The sequence below is a fragment of the Rhizobium sp. LARHSG275 genome (assembly GCF_052871115.1).
The window spans coordinates 124,982-149,766 of sequence record NZ_JBIXJN010000005.1 but is presented as its reverse complement, the minus strand read 5'-3'; the positions used below and the strand labels follow the sequence as shown (position 1 = coordinate 149,766).

Below are 24,785 nucleotides of genomic sequence, written 5' to 3'. Positions count from 1 at the left end.
AAGGGGAATGACATGCATTCGAAACTGATCGCTTCCGCCGCCCTGCTGGGTCTGATGATGACGACGTCGGTCTTCGCTGAGGAAACCGCCGTACCAAAGCAGACCGTCAATGACGCGCTTCGGGCCCGCCTGCCGGAGAAGATCCGCACCGACGGCAAGATGGTTTCCGTCAACAATGGTTCCTTTCCTCCCTATGAGATCGTCACCGGCACGAAATTGAGCGGTGCCAGCGCCGACCTGACTGATGCGATCGGCCAGATGCTCGGCGTCGAGATCGACCATGAAACCGTCAGCGGACTGACCGCATTGCTCGCCGGCATCAATTCCGGCCGATACCAGTTCGCCTTCGGTCCGATCGGTGACTTCAAGACCCGTGAGGAGGCTAATGATTTCGTCGATTGGGTTCAGGAATTCGTGGTCTTCTCCGTTCAGAAAGGCAATCCGAAGGCCATCGGCTCGCTCGACAGCGCCTGCGGCAATCGCATCGCCGTCATGGCCGGCGGCTCCGCCGAAAAGGTGATCCAGGCCCAGGTCGAAAAGTGCAAGGCAGAAGGCAAGCCTGCGCTCGAAGTGCAATCCTACACCGACCAGCCGAGCTCGATCCTGGCGGTCCGCTCCAAACGCGCCGACGCCTTCTTCTCCTCGCAGGCGCCGCTGACCTATTTCGTGTCTCAGGCAAACGGCCAGCTGGAACTGAGCGGCGTCGGCCAGAAGAATGGCTTCGACGATCTCTATCAGGGCGCCGTCGTGCCCAAAGGCTCGCCGCTCGGCCCCGTTCTGCTCGACTCGATCAAGGCGTTGATGGATAACGGCGCCTACGCCGCCATCATGAAAAAGTGGGGTCTTGAGAACAACATGATCAAGCAGCCCGGCCTCAATCTTGGTGGAGCCCTGCCGAAATGACCAATAACCGCACGACTGCCGCACCGCCTTCTGGCGGTGCGGACTTCCGGGATGTTGCCCACGCCCACAAGCCCTTTCAAACGGGCCGGCTCCTCCTGTGGGTGGTCGTGCTCCTGATTGCCGCAAACTTCCTGTGGATCGTCGCCCATAATGAGAATTTCGGCTGGCCTGTTGTCGCGGCCTATTTCTTCGATCCGACTGTCATCAGTGGCCTTTACGTCAGCCTGGGCCTGACGGTGGTTGCGATGGCCATCGGCATCGTGCTCGGCCTCGGGCTGGCGATCGCCCGGCTTTCGAATGACCGGCTCGCACGTTCGCTGGCATCGCTGTTCATCTGGTTTTTCCGCGGCACGCCGCTCCTGGTGCAGTTGATCTTCTGGTACAATCTCTCGACCCTTTTCCCCGAACTTTCGATCGCCATTCCGTTCGGCCCGACGCTGGCAAGCTGGGAGACCAATTCGGTGATCACGCCGATGACAGCGGCGATCGTCGGCCTGGCCTTGAACGAAGCTGCCTACATGGCCGAGATCATTCGCGGCGGTCTGCTCTCGGTCGATCGCGGCCAGTTCGAGACGGCGGAAGCCTTCGGCATGACCAAGGCGAGGGCGCTGTGGCGGATCATCATTCCGCAGGCGATGCGCTCGATCGTACCGCCGACCGGCAACCAGCTGATCAGCATGATCAAGGCAACGTCGCTCGTCAGCGTCATCGCCATGGCCGATCTGCTCTATTCCGTTCAGTCGATCTACAATCGCACCTTCGAGATCGTACCGATGCTGCTTGTCGCAGTCCTCTGGTACTTGCTTATCACCTCGATCCTCAATGTCGGCCAGAGCTATATCGAGGCCTATTACGGCCGCAGCGAACGGCGCAATAGTGTCGCTGCCGCAAAGCCCGAGGCCGTTGTCCAGGAGGCAAACCATTGACCGCCGCCGAGACCATAAAACCTCTCGTCAGAGCCCGCAACGTCCACAAATCCTTCGACCAGCTCGAGGTGCTGAAAGGAATCGACCTCGACGTCATGCCGGGTGAAGTCGTCGTGGTGCTCGGCCCGTCCGGGTCGGGAAAATCCACCTTCCTGCGCTGCATCAATCACCTCGAAGCGATCAATAAGGGGTTCATCGAAGTCGATGGCGAACAGATCGGTTATCGCCTCCGCAAGGACCGGCTGGAAAAGCTGTCGAGCAACGGGATCGCCCACCAGCGGCGCAAGATCGGTATGGTGTTCCAGCAGTTCAACCTCTATCCGCATATGACGGTGCTGCAGAACATCATCGAGGCCCCGGTCGGCGTGCACGGAGAAAGCCGCAAGGCCGCGACCGAGAACGCCATGCGGCTTCTGGAGCGGGTGGGGCTGTCGGAAAAGGCGGGCAGCTATCCCCGCCAGCTCTCGGGCGGTCAGCAGCAGCGCGTCGCCATCGCCCGTGCCTTGGCGATCAAGCCGAAGCTGATGCTGTTCGATGAGCCCACCTCTGCGCTCGACCCGGAACTCGTCGGCGAAGTTCTTTCCACCATGCGCGATCTCGCCAAGCAGGGCCTGACCATGATCGTCGTGACCCACGAGATCGGCTTCGCCCGCGAGGCGGCAGATCGTGTCGTGTTCATGGACGGCGGCAATGTCGTCGAAATGGGCAAGCCCGAGGATGTCATCGGCGATCCGCAACATCCCCGGACCCAGGCCTTTCTCGCCCGTTTTCTCTGACTGGTGTCAGCTTCTGCTTCGACCCTCCGGGCCGGAGCAATGGTTCCTTTCGATCAAAACTGGATGTTTTCATGCCCACGCTCGACAATGCCTATGCCCGCCTTCCCGATTTCGAAGCGATGGAGGCGGAGCTGAAGGCGACCCGCCAGTACCTGCATGCCCATCCGGAACTCTCTTTCGAAGAGGCGGAGACGGCGCGCTACGTCGCCGAAAAGCTGGAAGGCTGGGGTTATCAAGTGACCCGCAATGTCGGCGGACACGGCGTGGTCGCCCGGCTCAGCGCCGGCAAGGGCAGCAGGGGCATCGCCATCCGGGCCGACATGGATGCGCTGCCGATCGTCGAGGAAACCGGGCTACCCTATGCCAGCAGCACCCCCGGCAAGATGCATGCCTGCGGCCATGACGGCCACACGACCGTGCTGCTCGGCGCAGCCGAATATCTCGCCCGCACCCGTCGCTTCAGCGGAACGGTGACACTGATCTTCCAGCCGGCGGAAGAGGCGGGCAAGGATAGCGGCGCCCAGGCGATGATCGCCGACGGATTGTTCGAGCGGTTTCCGTTCGACGCAATCTTTGGCCTCCACAACCACCCCGGCGCTCCCGAAGGCACCATCCTGCTGCGATCCGGCCCGATGATGGCGGCATCGGATACCGTCGAGATGACTATCAAGGGCAAAGGCGGTCATGCCTCACGGCCACACCTGACCATCGATCCCGTGGTCGTGGCCTGCAATCTCGTCGTCTCGCTGCAGACGATCATCTCGCGCAACCTCGATCCGACCCAAACGGCTGTCATCACCGTCGGCACCATCCATGCCGGCGATGCAGTCAACGTCATTCCGGAATATGCCAAGCTTGCATTGAGCGTGCGCTCCTTCGAGCCCCGCATTCGCGACCTCCTGCAGGAGCGCATCACCAAGCTCGCCCGCTCTGTGGCCGAGGGTCACGATGCTGTGATCGAGATCGACTACGATCGCGGCAATCCTGTCGTCGTCAACTCGCCTGCCGAGACGGATTTCGCCCGGATCGTGGCGGCGGAACTGGTCGGCGAAGACAAGGTCGCGACCTGCCCGCTCATCCCCGGCAGCGAGGATTTCGCCCACTTTCTCGAGCACAAGCCGGGAAGCTTCCTGCGTCTCGGCAATGGTACGAATTCCGCCATCCTGCATAGCCCCAAATACGACTTCGCCGATGCCAGCCTGACGGTTGGCGCGGCAATGTGGGCAAGGCTTGCGGAACGCTACCTCCAGGACGACGCCTGAAGTCTCGGTCGCCATGCTTTACAGCGTCGCATTTGGAGCTTGCATTTTCTGCAGCGCAAAAGGAATTTGTAGCCCCTTGAAGTGAGGATCTCTCGCCGCAATCCAGGGTGCGCAGGATGATTGCCGATTATAACGACGCCGGACTCGACCTGTCTTACGATCTCCAGTTTTACGCACTGATGGCGGAAAGCTTCGAACGAAGTGTGGGACGCCGTCTGGCGCCGCGAGGCGAGGGTGCTGAATGGCTCTACGACCATTCGCCGGCAGTTGTCCTTGCCCACAACACCGACGCCGATCCGCGCTTTATCTATGCAAACCGCGCGGCCCAGGCTTGCTTCGAATATTCGTGGGACGAGTTCATCACTTTGCCATCCCGTCTGTCGGCGGAGGCGCCCGATCGCGCCGAACGTGACAGGCTGTTGAGCGCCGTAACAACGAATGGCTTTATCGCCGACTATCGCGGAATTCGCATCGCCAAATCAGGACGGCGTTTCTATATCGAGAAGGCCATCGTCTGGAATCTCGTCGACCGCAGCGGATGCCGTCGCGGTCAGGCTGCGACATTCGACTCCTGGCAAGACGTGCAGGCGGATTGAGCGTCGGCTGCCGAGACGCCGACCATGCGCCGCATATGTTTCCGCGACTTTGCAAACCATGTCGTTTGCCACTCGGTTGCCAAAAAACCATGATTGCGTCACATAGATCGCATATCGACACTCGGCATTAAGAATTGGATCAACGCTGAATGCGCATAGCCTACGTTTTCCTTGGTGCATTTCTTGCAATTGCACAGTCCGCATATGCTGAAGTCGCATCACCGCCTGTTTTGGCGCCGCTGAAGCGACAGGCACAAGCCGCGGATTTGAGCGCACAATTTCTTTCGCGGTATAGCTACAAGCCCGTTCCACTTGACGACGCCCTGTCGGCCAGGATCATGGATGCGTTCATCAAGTCACTTGATCCGGACCGCATGCTATTCCTGCAGGCTGATATCGACAGGTTCATGGCTGACCGCACCGAGATCGACGATGCAATAGAACGGAAGGACTTGAAGATCCCATTTGCGATTTTCAATGCCTATGAACAGCGCGTTGTCGACCGCATGAACTACGCGCGCGGCCTGCTCAAGCAGGGCTTCGATTTCAGTGCGCAGGAAAATTATTCGGTGCTGCGCGATAAAGCGCCGTGGCCACAGTCGGAAGCCGAGAGCAATGAGCTCTGGCGCAAGCGCGTCAAAAGTGACTGGTTGCGGCTGAAGCTGGGCGGCAAAGCCGACGCGGCTATTCGCGAAACACTCGACAAACGTTATGAAAACACGCTCGAGCGCGCTTACAAGTTTAAAAGCGACGACGTTTTCCAGTCGTTCATGGACGCCTATTCAAACTCGATCGACCCGCACACGGACTATTTCGGCGCGGCCGCTTCAGCCGACTTCAATGTCTCGATGAAGCTTTCGCTGTATGGTATCGGTGCTGTACTGCAGGAACGCGACGACTACACGACGATCCGTGAACTCGTGCCTGGCGGGCCGGCGCAGCTGTCCGGCAAGCTCGCGGTCGGAGACCGCATTACCGGCGTTGGTCAAGGCAAGGATGGGGCGATCAAAGAAGTGGTGGGCACGCGCCTTGATGAAGTCGTGCAGATGATACGAGGGAAAAAAGACTCCGTCGTGCGGCTGGACATCCTGCCGGCGGATGCCGGAGCAGATGGCACGCATCGGGTCATCAGCCTGGTCCGCGATAAAATCAGTCTCGACAAGCAGGCCGCCAGGAAGACTGTGCTGTCCGTTAAGGCGGGCGACGCGACGCGTAAAATCGGGATCATCACTCTGCCGGTATTTTATGAGGACTTCGACGCCAAGGGCAAAGGGGACCAGGATTACAAAAGTGCAAGCCGCGATGTCGCCAAGCTTCTCGACGAACTGAAGCAAGAAAAGGTCGACAGCGTGCTCATCGACCTGCGCAACAATGGCGGCGGTTCATTGGACGAGGCGATTGATTTGACCGGTCTCTTCATCGGCAGTGGCCCGGTCGTTCAGCAACGTGGCAGCAACGGCAAGATCGAGGTCAAAAGCGCTGAGTTTGCAGCGCCTGTCTGGACAGGTCCGATGGGTGTCCTGATCAATCGCGGCTCGGCCTCGGCTTCGGAGATTTTTGCTGCGGCAATCCAGGATTATGGTCGCGGTGTGATCGTCGGCGAACCCAGTTTCGGGAAAGGCACCGTTCAAACCGTCGTCGATCTTGACCAGATTGTTCGCAACAGCAAACCCGAGTTCGGGGAGCTGAAAGTGACAATTGCCCAGTTTTTCCGGGTCAACGGTGGTACGACGCAGTTGCACGGTGTGACGCCAGATATCAGCTTGCCAGGACTTTCCGATCCGACAAGTTTCGGCGAGACCAGCTATGACAATGCCCTGCCGTGGGCTGAGATCAAGCCCGCGAACTACACGCCCGCCGATACGATCACGACGTTGCTGCCGACATTGAAAAGCCGCCATGATGCGCGGGTTGAGAGCAATCCGGACTTCCAACGCCTGCTAAAAGACATTGCCGACCTCAAGGCGCAGCGCGAGAAAGGAATTGTTTCCCTCAATGAGGCCGAACGTCGCAAAGAAGCGGCTGCTCGCGAGAAACGGTTCAAGGATCGAGCGGAAGCAGGGGATGGCGAGGGCGAGGATCTTGGAGATGATGGCCTGGAGGCAGGCGAGCGCAGCCTGAGTGCTGATATTGCCATTGAAAATGCTCGCAAGAATGCAAAAGACGTCTTGCTGGACGAGACCGTCGCCATTCTTGCCGACGAGGCGGGTCTGCAGGAAGGCGTGCTAAGGGCAGCCACGAAAGAACCGGGAAACACGAACGGAAAATAATCGTCGTTGACCGGCGCAACGGTGCGCGCAGCTTTGCGATCACCTTGGCATAATGGGCCTGGGTTCAGCTCCCTTCAAGGCGAGGGAACTCATGCAGTGTCCGAATCAGGCGCTGTGTTGGCGATTTCCGGGTCGGCGTGATGACAGGCGGTCAGAAGACCAGGGGCCGGCGTTCGCGCGGTCAGGGCAGGTTCCTGTTCTGCGCAGATCGACGTCGCTTTCCAGCAACGCGTTCGAAAACGGCATCCGCTGGGCGGATTGGCGGGGCTCGGCAGATCGCCCTGCAGGACGATGCGCTTGCGCTGCGCGCGACGCCTCGGATCGGGTGTCGGGACCGCCGACATCAGGGCCTGCGTGTAGGGATGAGCCGCCGCGCTGAAGATCGATTGCTTCGGCCCCGTTTCGATGATCTTGCCGAGATACATGACCATCACACGATCCGAGACATGCCGCACGACGGCGAGATCATGCGCGACGAACAGCATCGCCAGATTGCGCTCGCGCCTCAATCCGGCCAGCAGGTTGATCACCTGCGCCTGGACCGAGACGTCGAGGGCCGATACAGGCTCGTCGCAGACAAGAAGTGTCGGATTAAGCGCGAGAGCGCGGGCAATGCCAAGGCGCTGCCGCTGGCCGCCTGAAAATTCCGAGGGATAACGGTCCGCATGCTCGGCGCGCAACCCGACGGATTCGAGCAGCTTGACCGTCTCTTCACGCCAGTTGCTCTTGGGCACGACCCCCGGCTGCAACGCCCAGGGTTCGGAAATCAGCCGATCGACCGACATGCGGGGATTGAGCGACTGGTAGGGGTCCTGGAAAACGACCTGCATCTTGCGGCGCAATTCATGCAGCCGCCGGCCACTGGCTGTCGTAATGTCCACACCGTCAAGCAAAGCGCTGCCGCTTGTCGCCGGTCCAAGCTTCAAGAGCGTCCGAACCAGCGAGGTTTTGCCGCAACCACTTTCGCCGACGAGGCCGAGCGTCTCTCCCTTGGCAATCTCGAAGCTGACATCGTCGACGGCACGCACCGGCGCCGAGGCGCTGCCGAAGTGCCGGGAGAGGTTTTGGACCTTCAGCAGAGGTTCGATCATACTGGTGATACCGGGAAGTGGCAGGCGGCCTGGCGGCCCGACCCTACGGTTTCAAGAGAGGGGACGACCTCGGCACAGAGCCCTTCGGCGCGTGGACAGCGCGTTCTGAATGCGCAGCCGGAAGGCAGGGCGACAGGATTGGGTGCGGAGCCGGGGATCGGCACCAATTCGTCTTCATCCGTGTCCATGCGCGGCTGCGAGGCAAGCAATCCGACGCTGTAAGGATGGCGGGCATCTTCGAACAGTTCGAAGACGCTTGCGGTCTCCACGACGCGGCCGGCATACATGACGGCGACGCGATCGGCGAGTTCGGCGACGACGCCGAGATCATGGGTGATGAAGATCATGCCGGCATCGCTGCGTTTGCGGATCGTCTCCAAAAGATCGACCACCTGCGCCTGGATCGTGACGTCGAGCGCCGTCGTCGGCTCGTCTGCGATGATGACATCCGGTTCCAGTGCCACGGCCATGGCGATCATGATGCGTTGGCGCATGCCGCCCGAAAACTCATGCGGATATTGCCTGGCACGACTTTCAGGGTCGGGAATGCCGATGGCCGTCAGAAGGTCGATCACGGCTTCTTCGACACTACCTTTCGGAGTGCGGCCGTGGATGCGGAACATTTCTGCGATCTGCCAGCCCACGGAGTAGACCGGGTTGAGCGCTGCGAGCGCATCCTGAAAGATCAGGGCGATCCGATCGCCGCAGAGATCGCGCCGCTCGTTTCGCGAGAGCTGCAACAGCTCGACACCGTCGAATCGAATCGATCCTTGATTGATTTCGCCCGGCGGGTTGGGAACGAGATCCATGATCGCCGACGCGGTCACCGACTTGCCGGAGCCGCTTTCGCCGAGAAGCGCCAGGACCTCTCCACGCTCGAGCGAAAAGGAAACGCCGTTGAGCGCCAGAATGCGGCCCGCGGCCGTATCGAAACTGACCTGCAAGTCCTTGACTTCGAGAAGAGCCATCAGCGCCTCCGGCTGACAAGACGCCAGTGCTGCGACGGGTCATTGACGATCCGGAACCAGTTGGCGAGGAGATTGAAGGACATCGTCGTGAGCATCACAGCCAGGCCGGGGAAAAAGCCCAGCCACCAGGCGGATGACAGATATCCCTGGCCTTGCGCCACCATCAGACCCCAGCTCACGGCAGGCGGCTGGATGCCGAGACCGAGATAGCTCAGCCCGGATTCGAACAGCATGACCATGGCGAGATTGACCGAGGCGAGCGTCAGCATCGTGGGAGCGACGCTTGGGAGAATGTGATTGCGCAATATCCAGACAGGCCCGCCGCCGAAGACGCGCGCCGCATCAACGAAAAGCCTCTCCCGGACTTCCAGAGTTTCGGCTCTTGCGACGCGGATATAGGCAGGCATACGGGTAACGGCGAGCACGATGATGAGGTTGCCGACGCTCGGGCCGAACAGATAGAGCCCGAAGAGCGCCACCAGCAGCGTCGGGAAACCCAGGATGATGTCGCATATCCGCATGACAAGGTTGCCGATGATGCCACCGAAGTAACCCGCGATCACGCCGAGCAGCGTTCCGCCGATCAGGCTCGTCAGAACGGTCACAAGCGCTATGCCGATGGTCGTCGATGCCGCCTGCATGAGGCGAACGAGGAGTGGGCGCCCAAGGGCGTCGGCGCCCAGCCACAACGTCCAGGACTGGCCGAAATCGAAGGGCGGCAGGTTGCGCGCCTTCAGCGAAATGCGGTTTCCGCCTAGCAGCGACGATGCATCCGCAAGGATGGCAAGGACGACGATCAGCAGCCAGATTGTCGCAGCGATCGCCATCGGGTCACCCGCGAGCGCGCGCACGAACCACAAGATGCGACGGCTTCGGCGCTCGTCGGCAGGGAGGATGTCGACGGACGTGCTGGTCATTCGACCCTCACGCGCGGATCGATCGATGCATAGAGCATGTCGACCAGGATGTTGATGAAGAAGATGACGACGGCGACCGCGAAGATCGATGCCTGGACGATCGCGAAATCGCGCTTCAGGATGCCGTCGATCAGCAGCTTGCCGATGCCGGGAAACCCGAAAACAACCTCGACGACGCCACCGCCACCGGCGAACTGGGCGGCGAGGTCTCCGGTCACGGTCACCGCGGGCAGGAGGGCATTGCGCAGTGCATGCACGAAGGTCACCCGGCCGCCGCGCGCGCCCTTGGCCCGCGCAGTCCGGACAAATGTCGCATTCAGTGCTTCGATCATCGAGCCGCGGACAATCTGCACCAGCGTCCCGAACGGTCTGGCAAAAAGACAGGCAACCGGCAGGATCCAATAGATCGGACCGCCGAAACCCGATGTCGGCAGAATGCGCAAGGTGACGGCAAACAGCAGGACGCCCATCAGCCCGAGCCAGAAATCCGGCACGCTGGCCGCTGCCTGCGACAGCACGTTGATAGCCCGGTCGATCCAGCCGCCGGCGTTCACAGCGGCAATCGATCCAATGATGACGGCAGCGATAAAGGCCAGGGTCAAGGCAATGGCGCCGAGCGCCAGCGTATTCGGCAACGCCTCAAGGACAACATCCATGGCCGGGCGGTTGTGCCAAAGCGACGTGCCGAAATCGAGGCTCAGCATGTCCCCGGCCCAATCGAGGAATTGCCACGGGAGGGAACGATCGAGGCCGAGACGGACGCGCATGGCTTCGCGGGCCGCATCCGAGGCATCGACGGGCAGGTAGAGATTGACGGGATCGCCCGTCAACCGCACCAGGAAGAAGGCGGATGTCATCAATGCTGCAAGCGCGAGTGCCGCAAAGGCCGCACGTCTCAGGAAGTAGGTGAAGGACATCCGCTCTCCTCAAGGTTCGGCGACCAGTCCGGGCGGTCAGCGATAGCTGATCGATTTAAGCTTGATCTCGTTGCCGGCCTGCACATCGGGCGTATAGGTGACGTTCTCCGCGACGCGGGCAATCGTGACCATGTGGAAGAGCGGGACGATATTGATCGCATCGACGGCGATGTAGCTGAACGCGTCCTCGAACAGTTTCTCGCGTTCGTCGCCGGTTGCCTTCGACGCGTTGGCAATCATCGCGTCGAGTTTGGCATCGGCGATGGTCGACTGGTTGCCGTCGGTGGTAAAACGGTTCGGCAGCGTAAATACGGCATCGCCTTCGGTGTTGTCGATCTGCGTCTGCAGGATCGACGGCTGACGTTCCTTGTCCCAAGGTTTCAGCAGCTTCTTCAGCCACGGGCTCGTTTCAAGCATTTCGAGCCGGGCATTGAAGCCGGCATCCGCGAGCATCGCCTGAATGGCTTCCAGGCTTTCGGACGAATTGGGATAGATGCCGATGCGGCCGTAGATGACGATTTCCTTGTCGACCGGCACGCCATCGGCTTTCGCCGCGGCGAGCAGGGACTTTGCTTTTTCGGGATCATACGTCCAGACGGGGATGTCGGGATTGAAGCCGAAGACGGACGGCGGCACCGCCTGCATCGCCTTTTGGGCATCCTGGTGGAAGATGGTGCCGACAAGGCCGTCCCGGTCGATCGCAAGATTAAGGGCTTCACGCACGCGTTGGTCGTTGAGCGGCGGAATTTCCGCGTCGATCCTCAGCAGCGAGGTTTCGGCGTTGGGGAAGGCATGATCCCGTTCCGTCGTGCCGTCCTGGGGCGCTATTTCATAGGCGATCTGCGCTTCCCCAGTGGCGACCATCGCCGCGCGAACAGCGGATTCGGCGCGCCAGATGATGGTTGCGTTCTTGATCGCCGGCTTGTCGCCCCAATAGCCGTCATAGGCCACGAGGTCGACCGATTGCCCGGGCGTCCACGCTGCAAGCTTGTAAGGTCCGGTTCCAGCCGGGGAGCGCGACTTTCCGTCGTTCGGGGTCGCCGGCGAACCGATGTCCACGGCGGACATCTTGTTCGGCAGGATCGGCTCGACGATATCGGTTTTGATGAGGAGGGTGGTCGGGCTCACCGCTTCTGCATTGAACTTGACGCCCTTCAGCGTCGCAAGTCCGACTTCGCAGGCCAGTGCCGGATCCTGCGCCCGCTTGAGAGCGGCAACGACGGCATTGGCATCGAAGGCCTTGCCGTCGTGGAAGGTGACGTCGTCGCGAAGCTTGAATTCCCAGGTCAGTTCGTCCACTTGCCGCCAGCTGGTGGCAAGGCTCGGGACGACCGATCCGTCGGCCGGACTCAGGTTGACGAGCGCTTCGGTGATGTTGTTGTGCAGAATGCGAGAATTGCCCGAAAGGTCGGTATCACAGGGATCGAGCGATTTCGGTTCGTCGGTCACCACCACCGTCAGCTTATCCGAGGCAGCGTCGGCGCGAATTGCGCTGGCCGGAGCCAGCAGAAATGCCAACCCCATGCTCAGCGCGCCAATACCCTTCATCTTCTTCATGAAATCCCTCCTCCAGATCCAAACGAGCGGCATCCCGTCCATCGCGGTGCCGTCTGTGTGAAAACCATCCGGTTGCGCACCGCCTGAGCGGGCATCCAATGGCTTTACTTCCTCCGCCAAGCGCGTAGTGTCAAATGTGACACTCACGCCACTGAGCATGCCCGCTCGGTCCGGCGAAGTCAATATCACATTCTCATTTGGAATTCAAAGTTCATGATTGAACCAAAACATGGGTCACCCGTCGTCGAAAAGACCGCCCACCTGCTTGAGGCCGTTGCCGATGCGAAGACGGGAATTTCCCTGGCCGCGCTGGTTGATCAGCTTGGAGTTCCGCGTTCGACCGTCTATCGGATCCTCAATTCATTGGCAGCGCATGGGCTTGTAGCGCGGGTGAATGGTGGAGCGTCCTACGAGTTGGGGCCAAAATTCGTCGAGCTTGCGCGGCGCATCTCGCCCGGCGCCGACAGGGCAACGGTAATCGAGGCGGCAAGGCCGATCCTGACGGCTGCGGCTGACCGCATTTTCGAATCCTTTCGGCTGGCCGCCCCCGAAGGCAACGAGATGATGACGATATTTGCAGCCTCCAGTCCCGGCGATTATTCGCTTTTCATCAAGGTCGGCAGCCGCTCGCGTAAACATGTCGGCGCCGCCGGCAAGCTCGCCCTTGCCTATTCGGACTACGGTGACATCGAGGCCTATTGCAGCGGCGGGCTGGAGTCGAAGACGCCATACACGATCACCGATCCGGAGGCGCTGAAGGAGGCACTCGTTGAAATTCGGCGCAATGGCTGCGCCGAGGACAATCAGGAATCCAACCTTGGCCTCCGGGCCTTTGCCGCCCCCGTCTTCGATTCCGAAGGTCGACTCGTCGCGACGATCAGCGTCCCGTTCATTGGTGAAGCGACGCCGGACAGGGCGCGCGCAATCAAGCGCGAGGTTGTGGAGGGTGCCGCCATCTTGACAAAGGCGATCAATGGCAAGCAGCTATTGTCCAAATAGGAAACATAAAATTCTTTATTGAACTATCTTCTCGTTATGCTAGAGCTTCCACCGGACAATGGAGGATCTCATGACGGCTTTGGACCCATCAGTTTACGCAAAGCTTTTGCGGACGAATTCTGCAAGTCTCAGCACTCTGTTGCTGAAGCGTGGCCTGAAGAATACCGCGGTTCGCGGCGTGCGGCCGCTGGCGAACGCCGGCAGGCCGATGATCGGCCCGGCGGTCACTGTACGCTATATCCCCGCACGGGAAGATATCGACGGTTCGACTTATAGTTCGGATCCATCCAATCAACAGCGCAAGGCCATCGACACGATCCCCGACGGCCATGTCCTCGTCTTCGATTGCCGCTCCTTGGCGGAAGTCGCCGGCATCGGCGCCATGCTCGCCCGTCGTCTCGTCTATCGTGGCGCCGCCGGTCTCGTGCTCGACGGCGGCGTCCGCGATACGGCCGATGTCGCGCAGCTGGGGCTCCCGACTTACTGCATGGGACCGGCTGCGCCGGCGAACCTGGTTGCCCACCATGCCTCAGACATGAATCAGCCAATCGCCTGCGGCGGCGTCGCCGTTTATCCCGATGACATCATCTTTGGCGACAGCGAAGCGGTGATCGTTATTCCGCGGGAATATGTCGATGACATTGCCGAAGAAGCTGTCGCGATGGAGGAGCAGGAAGAGTTTCTCAAGCTGGAAATCGAGTCAGGCAAATCAACCTTGGGCGTATACCCGCCAAACCAGCAGACCCTAGAGCGTTATGAGGCCTGGCGCCAAGCGCGTCAAATGACGGCATGACAGCATTGCTTCAAAGCATTGTCTAAGGCTTCGTCTGCTCACAGATTAACCCGTGCGTTCGTTCTTTTGAAACGCTCTCCGGTGCTGCCGACATTGCAAAGCCGCCGCGGGGATATTAGGGAACGAGCGCCATCAACTAGCGTTGCTGCTTGACGCTCCATACACGCCACTTCACAATTACTGGGTCGAAGGTGAGTCGGACAGACTGTACCGTTTTTCGCATCTGTTGCTCATCTCAGAGGGAGGCGTCAGCAGGGTTGCTTGGTCCGTGCCCCGACCGACACCGGTTGATCGCAAATAGGATCGAGATTGATTGAGTTCGAACTCGCAGCCGCTCCTATTTGCTTGTGAGGTCGCGCCGTGGATAAAGTGCCATCAGCAGTCGATCCTCGTCGCGAAAGTTCCCGTTGGCAGCGGATTTTCCCAATGCCGAGGAACCGCCGGTCCCTCCTTTGGCCAGGGCTTTTGATATCAATTTTGCTTCTTGCGGGCATCGTTGTTTTTTACCATGAAATCCACGAAGATCTCGGGCGCGTTGACGATCGCGCTCTCGATAAGGCTGCACGATCATCTCACACAGCCGCCCGCCCGGATCCTGCGGTTCCTTCTCCCCTCCCGTCGACGACGATATCGCTGCAGCTGATCGAAGTCCCGAAGCTGGAGCTGGCAAGTCAGTTTATGCGGGTGTGGCGGGTCTCGGGGCGGAATATGTGCGGCGCTCTTCGAGAGGCCGGCATCGAGATGAGCGAGTGGAAAGCCGCATCGATGCGCAATCGCAGCTATGAATGTTATTTTCAGCGCATCTACGAACGGGACGAGGTGCGTCCCATCAGTTCAACCTTCCTTAAGGTTCGTGGAGATGAAATGGGCAATATTCTTGAGATCCGCGCCAAGATCATTGGGCCGTCGACCGACGCCCAGGGACGTCTCGCCCCGGCGGTCCTGCGCATATTCGAGATCATTGTGAAGCAGGCGTGCTGGCATGATTTCGAGGATACTCTTGCGTCGATCCAAGACCTTCGAAACGTCGAATACGAACGATTTGGCTCCTATCTCAGCTTCACGCGCGAAGCCGGCAGCGGAAATAACTTCAATTTTGTGCTTGGTCTTAAGGCGACGTCAGGTCCGCAGGTGAGGACGAAGACCTATTTTTCGACTGAGCGCTGGCTAGCCGCAACAAATTCCCGCAATGTTCCCGCAAACCTCATCCTCACGGACCGCTTGGGCGCGTCGAAATCTGCCAATTGCGCTCAATGACGTAGCAAGTGCCAGTCACATCCAGGATCAGGCTGGAGCTTGTCTGAACGTTGACGATTTCAACGTTTCGAGCGATGAGCGTCACCACCTTTAAGTATGAGACGTGAGACCGCCGTGTGATTTCGGCCCTGAATGCTGCGATCAATCAGGAAACTTCTTGTACACATACAATGTGTACATTATATTGAGACCAAGGAGATAATCATGCCGAGAACCGCGGACAGTAAAACCGAACGCTACCAGCTGCGCATCCCGCCAAAGCAGAAGGCAATGATCGCGCGCGCGGCTGCCCTCTCGAACAAGGATATGGCCGATTTCATTCTCGATAAGATCGTACCTGAAGCCGAAGCCGTCATCCAGGCTGCGGAAGTTGAGACCGTTTCGAGCCGCGATTTCATCCGCATCCTCGATCTGCTTGAACACCCGCCCAAACCGAACGCGAAACTACGAGCCGCGATCTCTGCTCTACCGGATACCTTGTGACCCTCCCCGTCTGGCATGAAGAGCCGATCGCTAAGTCGCACGATCGGGCCGCATTCGATTGCGGTGATGCGGCAATGAACGAGTTCATTCGGCGCTTCGCTCGGCAGAGCCATGAGCAGAATGCGGCGAAGACCTTCTGCGCTATCGACAAGGCCCAACCTGATTGCATCCTCGGATTCTACACAGTCGCGCCTTCGGCCGTTACGCATGAGGCCGTGCCTCCGAAGATGACGAGAGGCCTCGCGCGCCATGAAGTCCCAGGCTTCAAGCTCGCGCGTTTGGCAACCGACATAAAGGTGGCGGGAAAAGGTTTAGGCGGCCAGCTCATCGCCGCTGCGGCGCTCCGTTGCCTGCGGCTCGCCAGCGAGGGCGGCGGGATCCTGCTTATCATCGATGCCAAGAACGAACGCGCCGCCCATTGGTATGCCGGCTACGGCGCCGAACCGCTGCAAGGGAAACCGCTCACCCTCGTTATGCCGCTTGCCACCTTCGCCGCCGACTTCAAGGCCAAGGGGCTCTTGTAGCCGCTTTGCCGCCAAGCGATTGGTTTCGTCCCTTCAGCACGCTGCTCAGGCAATACTCACGGAAGGACCTCGATACTGCCGATTGTTACTGAGCGGGGGCGGTTCGCCCCTTTTCTATCGTGCCGATTTTATACGATTGATGATTGTTAAATGGCAGCAAATGCAAGCCGACAATACGGATATGAAAAGGAAGGTCCCAAGCGGGGAGTGGGATAGCGGCAGGAACGACCAGTCGCCTCGCTGAAGCTGAGGCATCGCCAAGTCGGAAAGGCCGGCTTGCGCAACTGCTGCCCGCCCCAGCGTTAGACCGGTCGCGATCAGCGCGATATGCGCATGGATGAATCCAGACCGGTGGTGTCTTTGCGGCTGCAGAGCCACTCGAACCCCGAAAATCGATGCAAGCATCAACAGGACCGTGGCGCTCCAAATTCCAACGCCGGGTACCGCCAAGAGCAGATAGATGGGCTCGCGCATGACCGGAAGTATCGTCATATGCAGCCACCAGGCGGACGCACTTGATGGGTGGCTTTCCAACAGCGGTATACTGAGAACGAAGATCGATGCTATCGCGTAAGCCAGCGATGGCCCAAGTCGCATCAGCGTGAAAATAGCGATCCGCATACGGCGTTCCATCTTTGACCGACGAGCAGGGTAGGTGACGTTGATTAATTTTCTACGCTGAGAATCACTGGGCACACGATGCCAACTTTGAATAGTCGCATTTATCACCTTGGCGCGTTCCGCGCGAAGACGGTATCTGTCGCTTTTTTGCGACTACTCGCTTAAATTCTTGAGTTGTTAGCTTTTTTTTATGATGATTTCCGGTGAACACATCCGAGTCTTGGGTAAGAATGTCTGATGGGGGATCAAGTTGTCAATGTTGCAAATCAGAGCTGGGACTAAATGCATTGCGTTTTTGATAGCGACTGGCGTGATCTTAGCTGGTTGCCAGTCGTCCAGCGTTGATGGTCTGGCTGCTTATGGCGACAGTGCAAAGACCCTCGAGGATGACTCAGCCGTCGCCTTCTATAAGAACGACGAGTTGATAACGACCGGCAAACTGCAGTTTCAGGAAAAGAACTACGGAAAATCCTACGCCATTTACAAGCGAGCGGTTGACGTTTTTCCGGAAGATCCGGCCGCCTGGCTAGGCTTGGCAGCCTCCGCCGACATGGTTGCCCGCTTCGACACCTCCGACCGCGCCTACCAGCAACTCTCGCGCATGATCGGCAACACCCCAGTCTACTACAACAATATCGGATATTCTCACCTGCTGCGCGGTGACTTGCGCACTGCCAGACGGTATTTCCTGAAAGCCTATGAGCTTGATCCCGGAAACGAAGTCACTGCCCGTAACCTCGAATTGATGAAGAACAGCGTGAACTACGCTCAGCGGTGATGGGGCTTTCAGCGATCTGCATCGAGACGAGAGTGCCCTTGCCGCGTTGCGAGCATCGGCGCGGCGCCTCTGGCTGCGTCCAGAGACTGCTTTTTTGGAGGTGAAGTCGTTGTTTTACCGTGCCTTCCGAAGGATGAGCTGGCCCTCCGGCGAGAGGGTTCGTTCGTAACGCGGCAGGTCGTTGACTGCAATGCCCCCAGCCGCCATCGACGCAAGACTGCTATCCGGAGTTAGAGTTTCCGCTGGGGCGGCACGGGGTGCGAAAAATTGTGCCGATTCCTTGCCGGGTGCGCTCAGGACCAAAGCTGAACCCATGCGAAGACCGCTTGTGTCGTTTCGCCGTTCGTTCATCATAGTCTTTTGCAGCCCATCCATCCCCTGGCGGATAAGTGCGACTTCGTCAGCCTTGGCATTATCCGCGATGTTGCGCGACTGCTTTTCCATTTGTCCCCTCAGGCCATCGATGGACCTTTTAAGCGCGGCGATGGTCTCGCGGCTCTCGCGAACATCCGCCGAGTTTTTGGCGGTATAGATGAGAACGCCAGCATTCACGGGCAGGAGCATCAGCAGCAAACCGACGAATAGCGGGCTTTTTGAGCCCCGCTGCTCTATCGCTCGCAAATTGCTTGGTTCTGCGCGGTCTGCTTCGACCTCAATACCCGGAATGCTGGTCATTCGTTTGCCCCCCATAAGTCATCAAATCTGCGTTGGACACGTAGTCCAGGAACACCCCGTGTCAGTGACAAGCCCGCAATCATTCCGACGTAAATACACCTTCCCACGCCCGTTCGAGCATACGGAGCGATGCGATCCCGGCTATGCCGTTGAACTCGCAGTAAGAACTGACGAAATCCAGAAGATATTTTGGATGATAGCAAGACGCTAGCACATCGCCACCATACTTGCGATCGTAGAAAAGATTCAGGTCTGGATCACAGACAACCAATCCGGTGCCGCTGGCATAGGATTTGAAGATTCTGATATATTCGTCGCGCGACGGAGTGTTCACAAAGATCTTGTATTTGAGGCGCCGCAAGCCCGCCTCGTCGGAAAGGTCCTTCGGTGCGATATTCGTCGAAAATACGACCAGCTCGTCAAAGGGAACCCTGAACTTCTTGCCGGTGTGCAGCGTCAGGAAGTCATATCCGCGCTCGAGCGGCACAATCCAGCGATTGATAAGCGCCTGCGGCGCCACTTGTTGACGCCCGAAGTCGTCGATGATGAAAACGCCGCCTGATGCCTTCAAGTGGATGGGCGCTTCATAGACATTCGGTCCCGCGTTGAAGGTGAGATCGAGCTGATCGAGGGTCAATTCCCCGCCCGTCTTGATCACCGGACGGCGGCATTCGATCCATCGTCGATCCGCTTTCGGATGGGAATCTGTTTCGGCATCCGATACGGGATGATGCACGGCTTCGTCATAGAAACTGATAACATGGCCGCCGACTTCGATGGCGTAGGGCACCCAGATTGTTTGGCGAAACAGTTGCGACGTCCGCTCGGCGATGCTCGTCTTTCCATTTCCGGGTGGTCCGTAAAGCAGGATAGAGCGACCGGAGTTGATGGCCGGGCCGAGCTTTTCGACCAAGGCGTCTGAGAGCACCAGCCCGGCAAGGCTCTCGGTCAGCCGCTCCGGGGTCACGCGCTCGTAATGGATGGACTGCAAGCCTAGTTGCCGGCAGAAAGCGTCCAGCGAAACCGGCGCCGGCCCGACATATTGGCTTTGACGCGACGCCGCGTGGGCATATTCGAACCCCTTCATTGAAAGCGCATATCGAATATCGGATCTCACATCCTCACCAGCCAGGCCGCGCGCCTCGAGGTATGCGAGTTTCACGAGTTCCTTGATCAGGATATTGACGATCACTTTCGGCAATTTCATCCGGTCAGCCAGATGAGATGCCGTGGTTGTATCCTGCTCGGCTGCACATTTTGACGCCAGCCGAAGCAGGAACGACGGATCCAGTCCGGCTTGTTCTATGTTTGCCGGAGCCATTGGTAGGCGTGGATCGAGAGAAATGATGGCATCGTTACGATCCTGTTCGAGCGAATACTGCATACGACCTCGCTTGGCTCAACCGCCGGGGTTCATGCTGAGAAGAAGACTGATGACACGGATAACAACGGGAACGAGAACGATGATGAGGCTTACCGGAAAAAGGAACGCGCCGAGCGGCAGCAGCATCTTGACCGGCAGGGCGTTTGCCTTTTCCTCCGCGCGAATAATGCGGAAGTCGCGCATTTCCTTGCAGTAGACCCGCAACGTCTGCGTTACGCTGGTCCCGAGCTCCTCCGATTGGCGGAACAGAACGGATAGGGCCCGGGCTTCGTCAATCCTCAGGCGGACGGCAAGGTTGGCGAGCGCTTCGCGCAATCGCCGGCCACCTCGCACTTCCAGCATCATGATCGAGAGGTGCAGGCCGAAGTCCTGCCGCTTGTCGACGAATTCCCGGGCAACACGGTTCGCGGCTGCCTCAATGCTCATGCCCGCGTCGAGGCAGACGATCAGCATATCCATGAAATCGGGAAAGAGGCGGCGGTATTCCCTCTCCTTGGCGGCGCCGCGCCGGTCGATATAGATGTTGACCAGAATAAAGGTCATGCCCGCAGCAAACATCGCAACGATCAGCGTAGCGAACCGTGACATGTCCGGTATGGCCCAGTTCAGAGCCCAGACTGCCGCGACCAGCACGCTGATACAGACCACCGCACGAACCACCTGGAAGGTGGTCACGGCGCCGGCGGCGAAATAGCCTGCCCTGATCAGCCTGTTCTGGGTGGAGTTCGCATTCGTGTCACGTCGCGTAATCTCGAAATAGCGACGGATCAGGCGGTTTTCCGCCTCGCCGAGATCGGCAATCGTCGTATCGCCAAGGTGGAACTCCTCGCCTGTTGCCGCCGAGCTCTTCGAAACCCGAACCGAGACCTCGCGCTGTCGAAAAAACAATTCCGATGCTGCTGCAGAAAAGATCAGCACTGCAAAGAAGACGATGAGGTAAATTCCATACTCACTCGACATAACCGCCTCAGTACTCGAAGTTGACCATCTTGTAGAGAATGACATTCCCGATCGCCATGACGGCGAGCAGCACGCTCACCACAGTGGCTCCGTGGCCGCTCTCCCAGACGGGATCGAAGTAGGTCGGCGACAATATCTTGATCATCGCGTAGAGCAGAAACGGATACATCGACATGAAGATCGCCGTGATGCGTCCTTCCGAGGAAATCGCCCTGACCTTTGCCCTCAGCAGCGTCCGGTCTCGCAGCGTCTTCGAAAGGTTCTGCAAGATCTCCACCAGATTGCCGCCGGTTCCCGCCTGTACGCTCAGCGATATCGCAAGCAGGTTCAGATCCTCGACGCCGACCCGGTCCGCCAAGTTGACGAGAGCATCGTCAAGCGTCACGCCGTAGGTGAGTTCATCGGTGAGGATGCCGAACTCGGTGCCGATCGGATCAGGCATCTCGCGTGCCACCAGGGAAATCGCCGCCGGCAACGGGTGGCCGGCGGCCAAACTGCGATTGGCGACATCGAGCGCTTCAGGAAGCTTCTGTTCGAATTTCCTCATGCGGCGCACCCGGGCGCGCCAGACGACGAGTGCGGGGATGAGAAGGCAGATCAGCAGAAAGGCGGGCACTCTGAACAGAGTGCTCGGCAAGAGGACCTGAACGACCAGCCACGTCAAAAGAGCGCCCGCGATCGCGAAGAGAGCAAATCGCTTGGCATCGAACTTGATTCCCGACTGGGCGTAGAACTGCATCAGCCGCTGCATCAAGGGGGTCTGCCGCCAACTGCCGCCGGCCCCGCGCTCCTTGAGCATATCACTATAGGTCTTGCGATGATCATCGCTGACCTCGAGCAAGCTCAGCCGATGGTTCACAGCGCGGTGGCGTTCGGACGTCTTGAAATAGCCGCGCATGATCGCTTCGACAGCAACAAGGGCGGCGGTAAAAACGGCCGCGTAAAGGAGAAGCAGGATCATTGGACAGGTCCCGTCTGCAGCGGTTTACCGGGATCAAAAATCATCACAGGGATCTCGATCCCGAGTTCGGCAAATTCCTCGACGAACCGCGGCCGAATGCCGGTGGCGCGGAATTCTCCATGGATTCGCCCGCCTTCATCGGTGCCGAGTTTCTTGAATTTCATAATCTCCTGCATCTGCACGACTTCGCCCTCCATGCCGGTGATCTCGGAGATCGAGACAACCTTGCGGCTGCCGTCGCTCAGGCGCTGGACCTGCACAATCATGGTGATGGCGGACGATATCTGCGAGCGAATGCTCAACTGCGACATCGGCATCCCTGCCATGCCCACCATCTGCTCAAGTCGGCCGACGGCGTCGCGGGGCGTGTTGGCGTGAATGGTCGTCATCGACCCCTCGTGGCCGGTATTCATCGCCTGCAGCATGTCGAACGCCTCGTCGCCGCGGACTTCGCCGACGATGATGCGGTCGGGGCGCATGCGCAGGGCGTTTTTCAAAAGTTCGCGTTGACGGATCTCGTTGCGTCCGTCGAGTGTCGGCGGTCGGGTTTCCAAGCGCCCGACATGCGGCTGCTGCAGCTGAAGCTCGGCCGCATCCTCGATCGTAATCAGGCGCTCCCTTGGAGAAATCTGCGACGAGAGGGCGTTGAGCAAGGTGGTCTTGCCAGAACCGGTGCCGCCTGAAATGACCATCGATACCTTGCCCTTGACCGCGGCGCTGAGAAGGATGCGCATTGCATCGGCCATGGCGCCGTATTGCACCAGGCGCTCCATTGTCAGCGGCTTGCGCGTGAATTTGCGGATGGAAACGAGCGGTCCATCGACCGAGATCGGTCGGATGGCGACGTTGACACGCGAGCCATCCTTGAGGCGGGCGTCAACCATCGGCGTTGACTCGTCGACGCGGCGGCCAACCGCCGAGACGATCTTGTTGATCACCCGCAGGAGATGGTCCTCGTCTTTGAACCGCACAGCGGTGTTCTCGAGCTTGCCGCTCCGCTCGACATAGACGCTGTTGTAGCCGTTGATGAGAATATCTGCGATTGTGTCGTCGGCCAGCAGCGGCTCGATCGGTCCGAGCCCCAGCATCTCGTCGGTGATGTCACGGATCAGATCATTGATTTCCTTGGCGTTCAGCGGAAAGTTGTTCGTCCGGATATAGTCCTTGACCAACGGCCGGATCTCGGTGGCGATCTCCTCGTTGTCGAGCGTGTCGAGGATCCCGAGGTTGATGCGATCGAGCAGGTAGCGGTGCAGATTGACCCGCTCGGAAACCATGTCCGGCCCGAGCGAAGCCTCTTCTCCACTCGCCGCGGCGTTATCAGAGGCCGGTTGGGCGGGCATGTTCTGAACTGCGCCGACCAAAGATGGTTTGGCTGCCTCCAGTTCCCGGCTTTCCGGCTCCCCCTGCTTGTAAAAACGCCCCATGATACCGCTCGCCATGTGCCCACCCCTGAACGATTAATTTACAATGACCGTGGAACCGACTTTCACCCTCTTGTAGAGATCGATGACGTCGGCATTGCTCATGCGAAAACAGCCCGATGACGCGAAACCGCCGACCGTCGACTGCTCGTTCGTTCCATGAATGCGGTAGAGCGTGTCTGTCCCACCCTTGTAGAGATAGATCCCGCGAGCACCCAAAGGATTGAGCGGTCCGGCGGGTACCAGGTCCGGAAGTCCGGCCGAGCGCGCCTTCATCTCGGCAGGCGGGCGCCAGTCGGGCCACTCTGCCTTGCGTCCAACCTTGACGGTGCCGCTCCAGCGAAATCCGTCTCGCCCGACTCCGATCTTGTAACGGATCGCGCGTCCTTCGGAGACGACGAGATCCAGCGTCCGACTCGCGCTGACGACGACGATCGTTCCAACCGCGTAGGTTTTTTCGATCGTCACTACGGTGCTTGTCGTCGGCCCAAGGCTTCGTGGTACAAGACCGCCTGCCGAGGCATCCCCGGCAACCATCAGAACGACCAGAGCCGCAAGGCCGACGCAGGACCTTATGCGCCCACTGTCAACTGCCTTCATCGCACCAATGCTCCAAGTTTACCGACCGCGCCGCAGAAGCGCGCTCGGGAATTCACCTGAAATGGCAGCACACCGCGGTTGACCGCCTCGCTCAAAGTCTCCCAGTCATCCGCAATGACATGCGTCGGGATATCCTTGAATATCTTCTCCGTTTGTTGTCGACGCAGGCCGAGGCCGAAAAGTTTGGCGCGGTATTTGTTGATGACGATGAACATCTGATCCGAACTGCCGCGCAACCGTACCAGATTGGCAAACAGATCCTTGGCTTGAGAAAGCGCAGGCACCGTCATTTCGGTGACGATGCAGATGCTGTTGACCGAAGTGAGCACCTCGTATTTCCATGCCGTGTCATAGTAGGGAACGTCGATGATGGTATGGTCGCTTTCGAAGGCGGCCACGTCGAGCATACGCAGCACGAGTTCACGGCCCTTCGGCGCCAGAAGGACGGATGGCTGCTTGAAAGACAGCAGTGAAAAGCCCCCCGAATGCCGCTTTCGGACCAGATCGATGAATTCCAGATCGACCCGGGAAGGATTGGCGATGACGGGTTTTAAGTCGTAGTCGTTGACAAGGTTGAGATAATAGCCAAGCGCCCCGGAGCAAAAATCCGTGTCGAACAGGTCAATCCTCGGCGTGGAATTCTTGGTCGGCTGGGCCAGTACATGAGCAAGCGACGAAGCGATCACGCTGGCGCCGGCGCCGCCGACGGCCGAGACCACTGCATGCACCCGGCTGTCGCTCGCTCCGGTGCCCGGCGCATGGGTCGAAATCATGTCGATCAGTGCCCGGCGCTCGAGTGGCTTCTTCAGCCAGTCATTGCCGTTCAGGCGGAAGAGCAGCCGCAGCATGTCATCAGGCAGGTCTTCGGAAACCACGACGAGCGGAATGTCCCGATAGCTGGTGCGAAACGTGAAAAGCTCCGGCTGCTGCAGCAATGTCCCATTGTCGACGTCGAGAACGATCAGATCGAACTGCGCCGGATCGAACCGGCCCTTTTCCGCGAGCGCCTTCAGCGCGAGATGGCGGACATCGTAACGCGAAAGCGACCCGAACGTGTCGAGCATGAAGCTCGCCGCCGCCGCGTCGTCGGAGAGGACCAGGATTTTGCTGGATGCGGCAATGTTCATGTGAGCTGTCATTTTC

Annotated in this window: 25 protein-coding genes; 12 read left to right on the top strand and 13 right to left on the bottom strand. The window is 59.2% G+C overall.

Features of this window, described 5'->3' with window-relative positions; all coding sequences use genetic code 11:
• The first annotated feature begins 12 nt into the window (after positions 1 to 12).
• The 6 genes from ACIPSK_RS07855 (at position 13) to ACIPSK_RS07830 (ending at position 6,733) form a co-directional block, all read left to right on the top strand.
• Positions 13 to 903: an ABC transporter substrate-binding protein gene (locus ACIPSK_RS07855; protein WP_162115812.1), complete on the top strand. Its 891-nt coding sequence runs from the start codon at positions 13 to 15 to the stop codon at positions 901 to 903.
• Positions 900 to 1,829, top strand: a complete 930-nt coding sequence (locus ACIPSK_RS07850) for an amino acid ABC transporter permease (RefSeq protein WP_446532812.1) — start codon at positions 900 to 902, stop codon at positions 1,827 to 1,829. Before ACIPSK_RS07855 ends, ACIPSK_RS07850 begins: the two co-directional genes overlap by 4 nt.
• Positions 1,826 to 2,605: an amino acid ABC transporter ATP-binding protein gene (locus tag ACIPSK_RS07845; RefSeq protein WP_170259482.1), complete on the top strand. Its 780-nt coding sequence runs from the start codon at positions 1,826 to 1,828 to the stop codon at positions 2,603 to 2,605. Before ACIPSK_RS07850 ends, ACIPSK_RS07845 begins: the two co-directional genes overlap by 4 nt.
• 71 nt (positions 2,606 to 2,676) lie before the next feature.
• Positions 2,677 to 3,867 (top strand): M20 aminoacylase family protein, encoded by a 1,191-nt coding sequence (locus tag ACIPSK_RS07840; protein ID WP_017967677.1) that lies wholly within the window; start codon positions 2,677 to 2,679, stop codon positions 3,865 to 3,867.
• A gap of 116 nt (positions 3,868 to 3,983) precedes the next feature.
• Positions 3,984 to 4,463, top strand: a complete 480-nt coding sequence (locus tag ACIPSK_RS07835; protein WP_446532811.1) for an MEKHLA domain-containing protein — start codon at positions 3,984 to 3,986, stop codon at positions 4,461 to 4,463.
• Between the two features lie 149 nt (positions 4,464 to 4,612).
• A complete protein-coding gene (locus ACIPSK_RS07830; protein WP_446532810.1) occupies positions 4,613 to 6,733 on the top strand; it encodes a carboxy terminal-processing peptidase in 2,121 nt (706 codons plus the stop codon).
• Positions 6,734 to 6,822: 89 nt separating this feature from the next.
• Here the strand turns inward: ACIPSK_RS07830 and ACIPSK_RS07825 are convergent, their stop codons facing one another.
• From ACIPSK_RS07825 to ACIPSK_RS07805, 5 genes are read right to left on the bottom strand one after another with little or no spacing between them, the layout of a single operon-like run.
• Positions 6,823 to 7,824: an ABC transporter ATP-binding protein gene (locus ACIPSK_RS07825; protein WP_446532809.1), complete on the bottom strand. Its 1,002-nt coding sequence runs from the start codon at positions 7,822 to 7,824 to the stop codon at positions 6,823 to 6,825.
• Complete coding sequence (locus ACIPSK_RS07820; protein ID WP_162115806.1) at positions 7,821 to 8,792, bottom strand: ABC transporter ATP-binding protein; 972 nt, start codon at positions 8,790 to 8,792, stop codon at positions 7,821 to 7,823. The genes ACIPSK_RS07825 and ACIPSK_RS07820 overlap by 4 nt, the downstream gene beginning before the upstream one ends.
• A complete protein-coding gene (locus ACIPSK_RS07815) occupies positions 8,792 to 9,709 on the bottom strand; it encodes an ABC transporter permease (protein ID WP_446532808.1) in 918 nt (305 codons plus the stop codon). Before ACIPSK_RS07815 ends, ACIPSK_RS07820 begins: the two co-directional genes overlap by 1 nt.
• On the bottom strand, positions 9,706 to 10,626 hold the full coding sequence (locus tag ACIPSK_RS07810) for an ABC transporter permease (RefSeq protein ID WP_017967673.1): 921 nt from the start codon (positions 10,624 to 10,626) through the stop codon (positions 9,706 to 9,708). Before ACIPSK_RS07810 ends, ACIPSK_RS07815 begins: the two co-directional genes overlap by 4 nt.
• Positions 10,627 to 10,662: 36 nt before the next feature.
• Positions 10,663 to 12,183: an ABC transporter substrate-binding protein gene (locus tag ACIPSK_RS07805; protein WP_170255605.1), complete on the bottom strand. Its 1,521-nt coding sequence runs from the start codon at positions 12,181 to 12,183 to the stop codon at positions 10,663 to 10,665.
• 213 nt (positions 12,184 to 12,396) lie between these two features.
• On the opposite strand from ACIPSK_RS07805, the gene ACIPSK_RS07800 reads away from it, so the two are divergent.
• The 5 genes from ACIPSK_RS07800 to ACIPSK_RS07780 all read left to right on the top strand — a co-directional run bounded on the left by ACIPSK_RS07800 (position 12,397) and on the right by ACIPSK_RS07780 (position 16,239).
• Positions 12,397 to 13,182: an IclR family transcriptional regulator gene (locus tag ACIPSK_RS07800; RefSeq protein WP_170255606.1), complete on the top strand. Its 786-nt coding sequence runs from the start codon at positions 12,397 to 12,399 to the stop codon at positions 13,180 to 13,182.
• Positions 13,183 to 13,252: 70 nt separating this feature from the next.
• Positions 13,253 to 13,975, top strand: coding sequence for a ribonuclease activity regulator RraA (locus ACIPSK_RS07795; protein WP_017967670.1), 723 nt, complete (start codon positions 13,253 to 13,255; stop codon positions 13,973 to 13,975).
• A 426-nt stretch (positions 13,976 to 14,401) separates the two neighbouring features.
• A complete protein-coding gene (locus tag ACIPSK_RS07790; protein ID WP_446532807.1) occupies positions 14,402 to 15,232 on the top strand; it encodes a DUF6030 family protein in 831 nt (276 codons plus the stop codon).
• Positions 15,233 to 15,436: 204 nt separating this feature from the next.
• Positions 15,437 to 15,715, top strand: a complete 279-nt coding sequence (locus ACIPSK_RS07785) for a type II toxin-antitoxin system TacA family antitoxin (protein ID WP_446532806.1) — start codon at positions 15,437 to 15,439, stop codon at positions 15,713 to 15,715.
• Positions 15,712 to 16,239, top strand: a complete 528-nt coding sequence (locus ACIPSK_RS07780; RefSeq protein WP_446532805.1) for a GNAT family N-acetyltransferase — start codon at positions 15,712 to 15,714, stop codon at positions 16,237 to 16,239. The genes ACIPSK_RS07785 and ACIPSK_RS07780 overlap by 4 nt, the downstream gene beginning before the upstream one ends.
• 114 nt (positions 16,240 to 16,353) lie before the next feature.
• Here the strand turns inward: ACIPSK_RS07780 and ACIPSK_RS07775 are convergent, their stop codons facing one another.
• On the bottom strand, positions 16,354 to 16,860 hold the full coding sequence (locus ACIPSK_RS07775; RefSeq protein WP_446532804.1) for a hypothetical protein: 507 nt from the start codon (positions 16,858 to 16,860) through the stop codon (positions 16,354 to 16,356).
• A gap of 256 nt (positions 16,861 to 17,116) precedes the next feature.
• On the opposite strand from ACIPSK_RS07775, the gene ACIPSK_RS07770 reads away from it, so the two are divergent.
• Positions 17,117 to 17,638, top strand: a complete 522-nt coding sequence (locus ACIPSK_RS07770; RefSeq protein ID WP_026154513.1) for a tetratricopeptide repeat protein — start codon at positions 17,117 to 17,119, stop codon at positions 17,636 to 17,638.
• 114 nt (positions 17,639 to 17,752) lie between these two features.
• Here ACIPSK_RS07770 and ACIPSK_RS07765 read toward each other — a convergent pair whose 3' ends face one another.
• The 7 genes from ACIPSK_RS07765 to ACIPSK_RS07735 form a co-directional block, all read right to left on the bottom strand.
• Complete coding sequence (locus ACIPSK_RS07765) at positions 17,753 to 18,313, bottom strand: hypothetical protein (protein WP_170259489.1); 561 nt, start codon at positions 18,311 to 18,313, stop codon at positions 17,753 to 17,755.
• Positions 18,314 to 18,392: 79 nt separating this feature from the next.
• Positions 18,393 to 19,697, bottom strand: coding sequence for an AAA family ATPase (locus ACIPSK_RS07760; protein ID WP_446532803.1), 1,305 nt, complete (start codon positions 19,695 to 19,697; stop codon positions 18,393 to 18,395).
• A gap of 15 nt (positions 19,698 to 19,712) precedes the next feature.
• Positions 19,713 to 20,657, bottom strand: coding sequence for a type II secretion system F family protein (locus ACIPSK_RS07755; RefSeq protein WP_222281325.1), 945 nt, complete (start codon positions 20,655 to 20,657; stop codon positions 19,713 to 19,715).
• 7 nt (positions 20,658 to 20,664) lie between these two features.
• Positions 20,665 to 21,618, bottom strand: coding sequence for a type II secretion system F family protein (locus ACIPSK_RS07750; protein ID WP_017967661.1), 954 nt, complete (start codon positions 21,616 to 21,618; stop codon positions 20,665 to 20,667).
• Positions 21,615 to 23,060 (bottom strand): CpaF family protein, encoded by a 1,446-nt coding sequence (locus ACIPSK_RS07745; RefSeq protein ID WP_017967660.1) that lies wholly within the window; start codon positions 23,058 to 23,060, stop codon positions 21,615 to 21,617. Before ACIPSK_RS07745 ends, ACIPSK_RS07750 begins: the two co-directional genes overlap by 4 nt.
• 18 nt (positions 23,061 to 23,078) lie before the next feature.
• Positions 23,079 to 23,642, bottom strand: coding sequence for a L,D-transpeptidase (locus tag ACIPSK_RS07740; protein WP_446532802.1), 564 nt, complete (start codon positions 23,640 to 23,642; stop codon positions 23,079 to 23,081).
• On the bottom strand, positions 23,639 to 24,781 hold the full coding sequence (locus ACIPSK_RS07735; RefSeq protein WP_446532801.1) for a pilus assembly protein: 1,143 nt from the start codon (positions 24,779 to 24,781) through the stop codon (positions 23,639 to 23,641). The genes ACIPSK_RS07740 and ACIPSK_RS07735 overlap by 4 nt, the downstream gene beginning before the upstream one ends.
• Between the last annotated feature and the right edge of the window lie 4 nt (positions 24,782 to 24,785).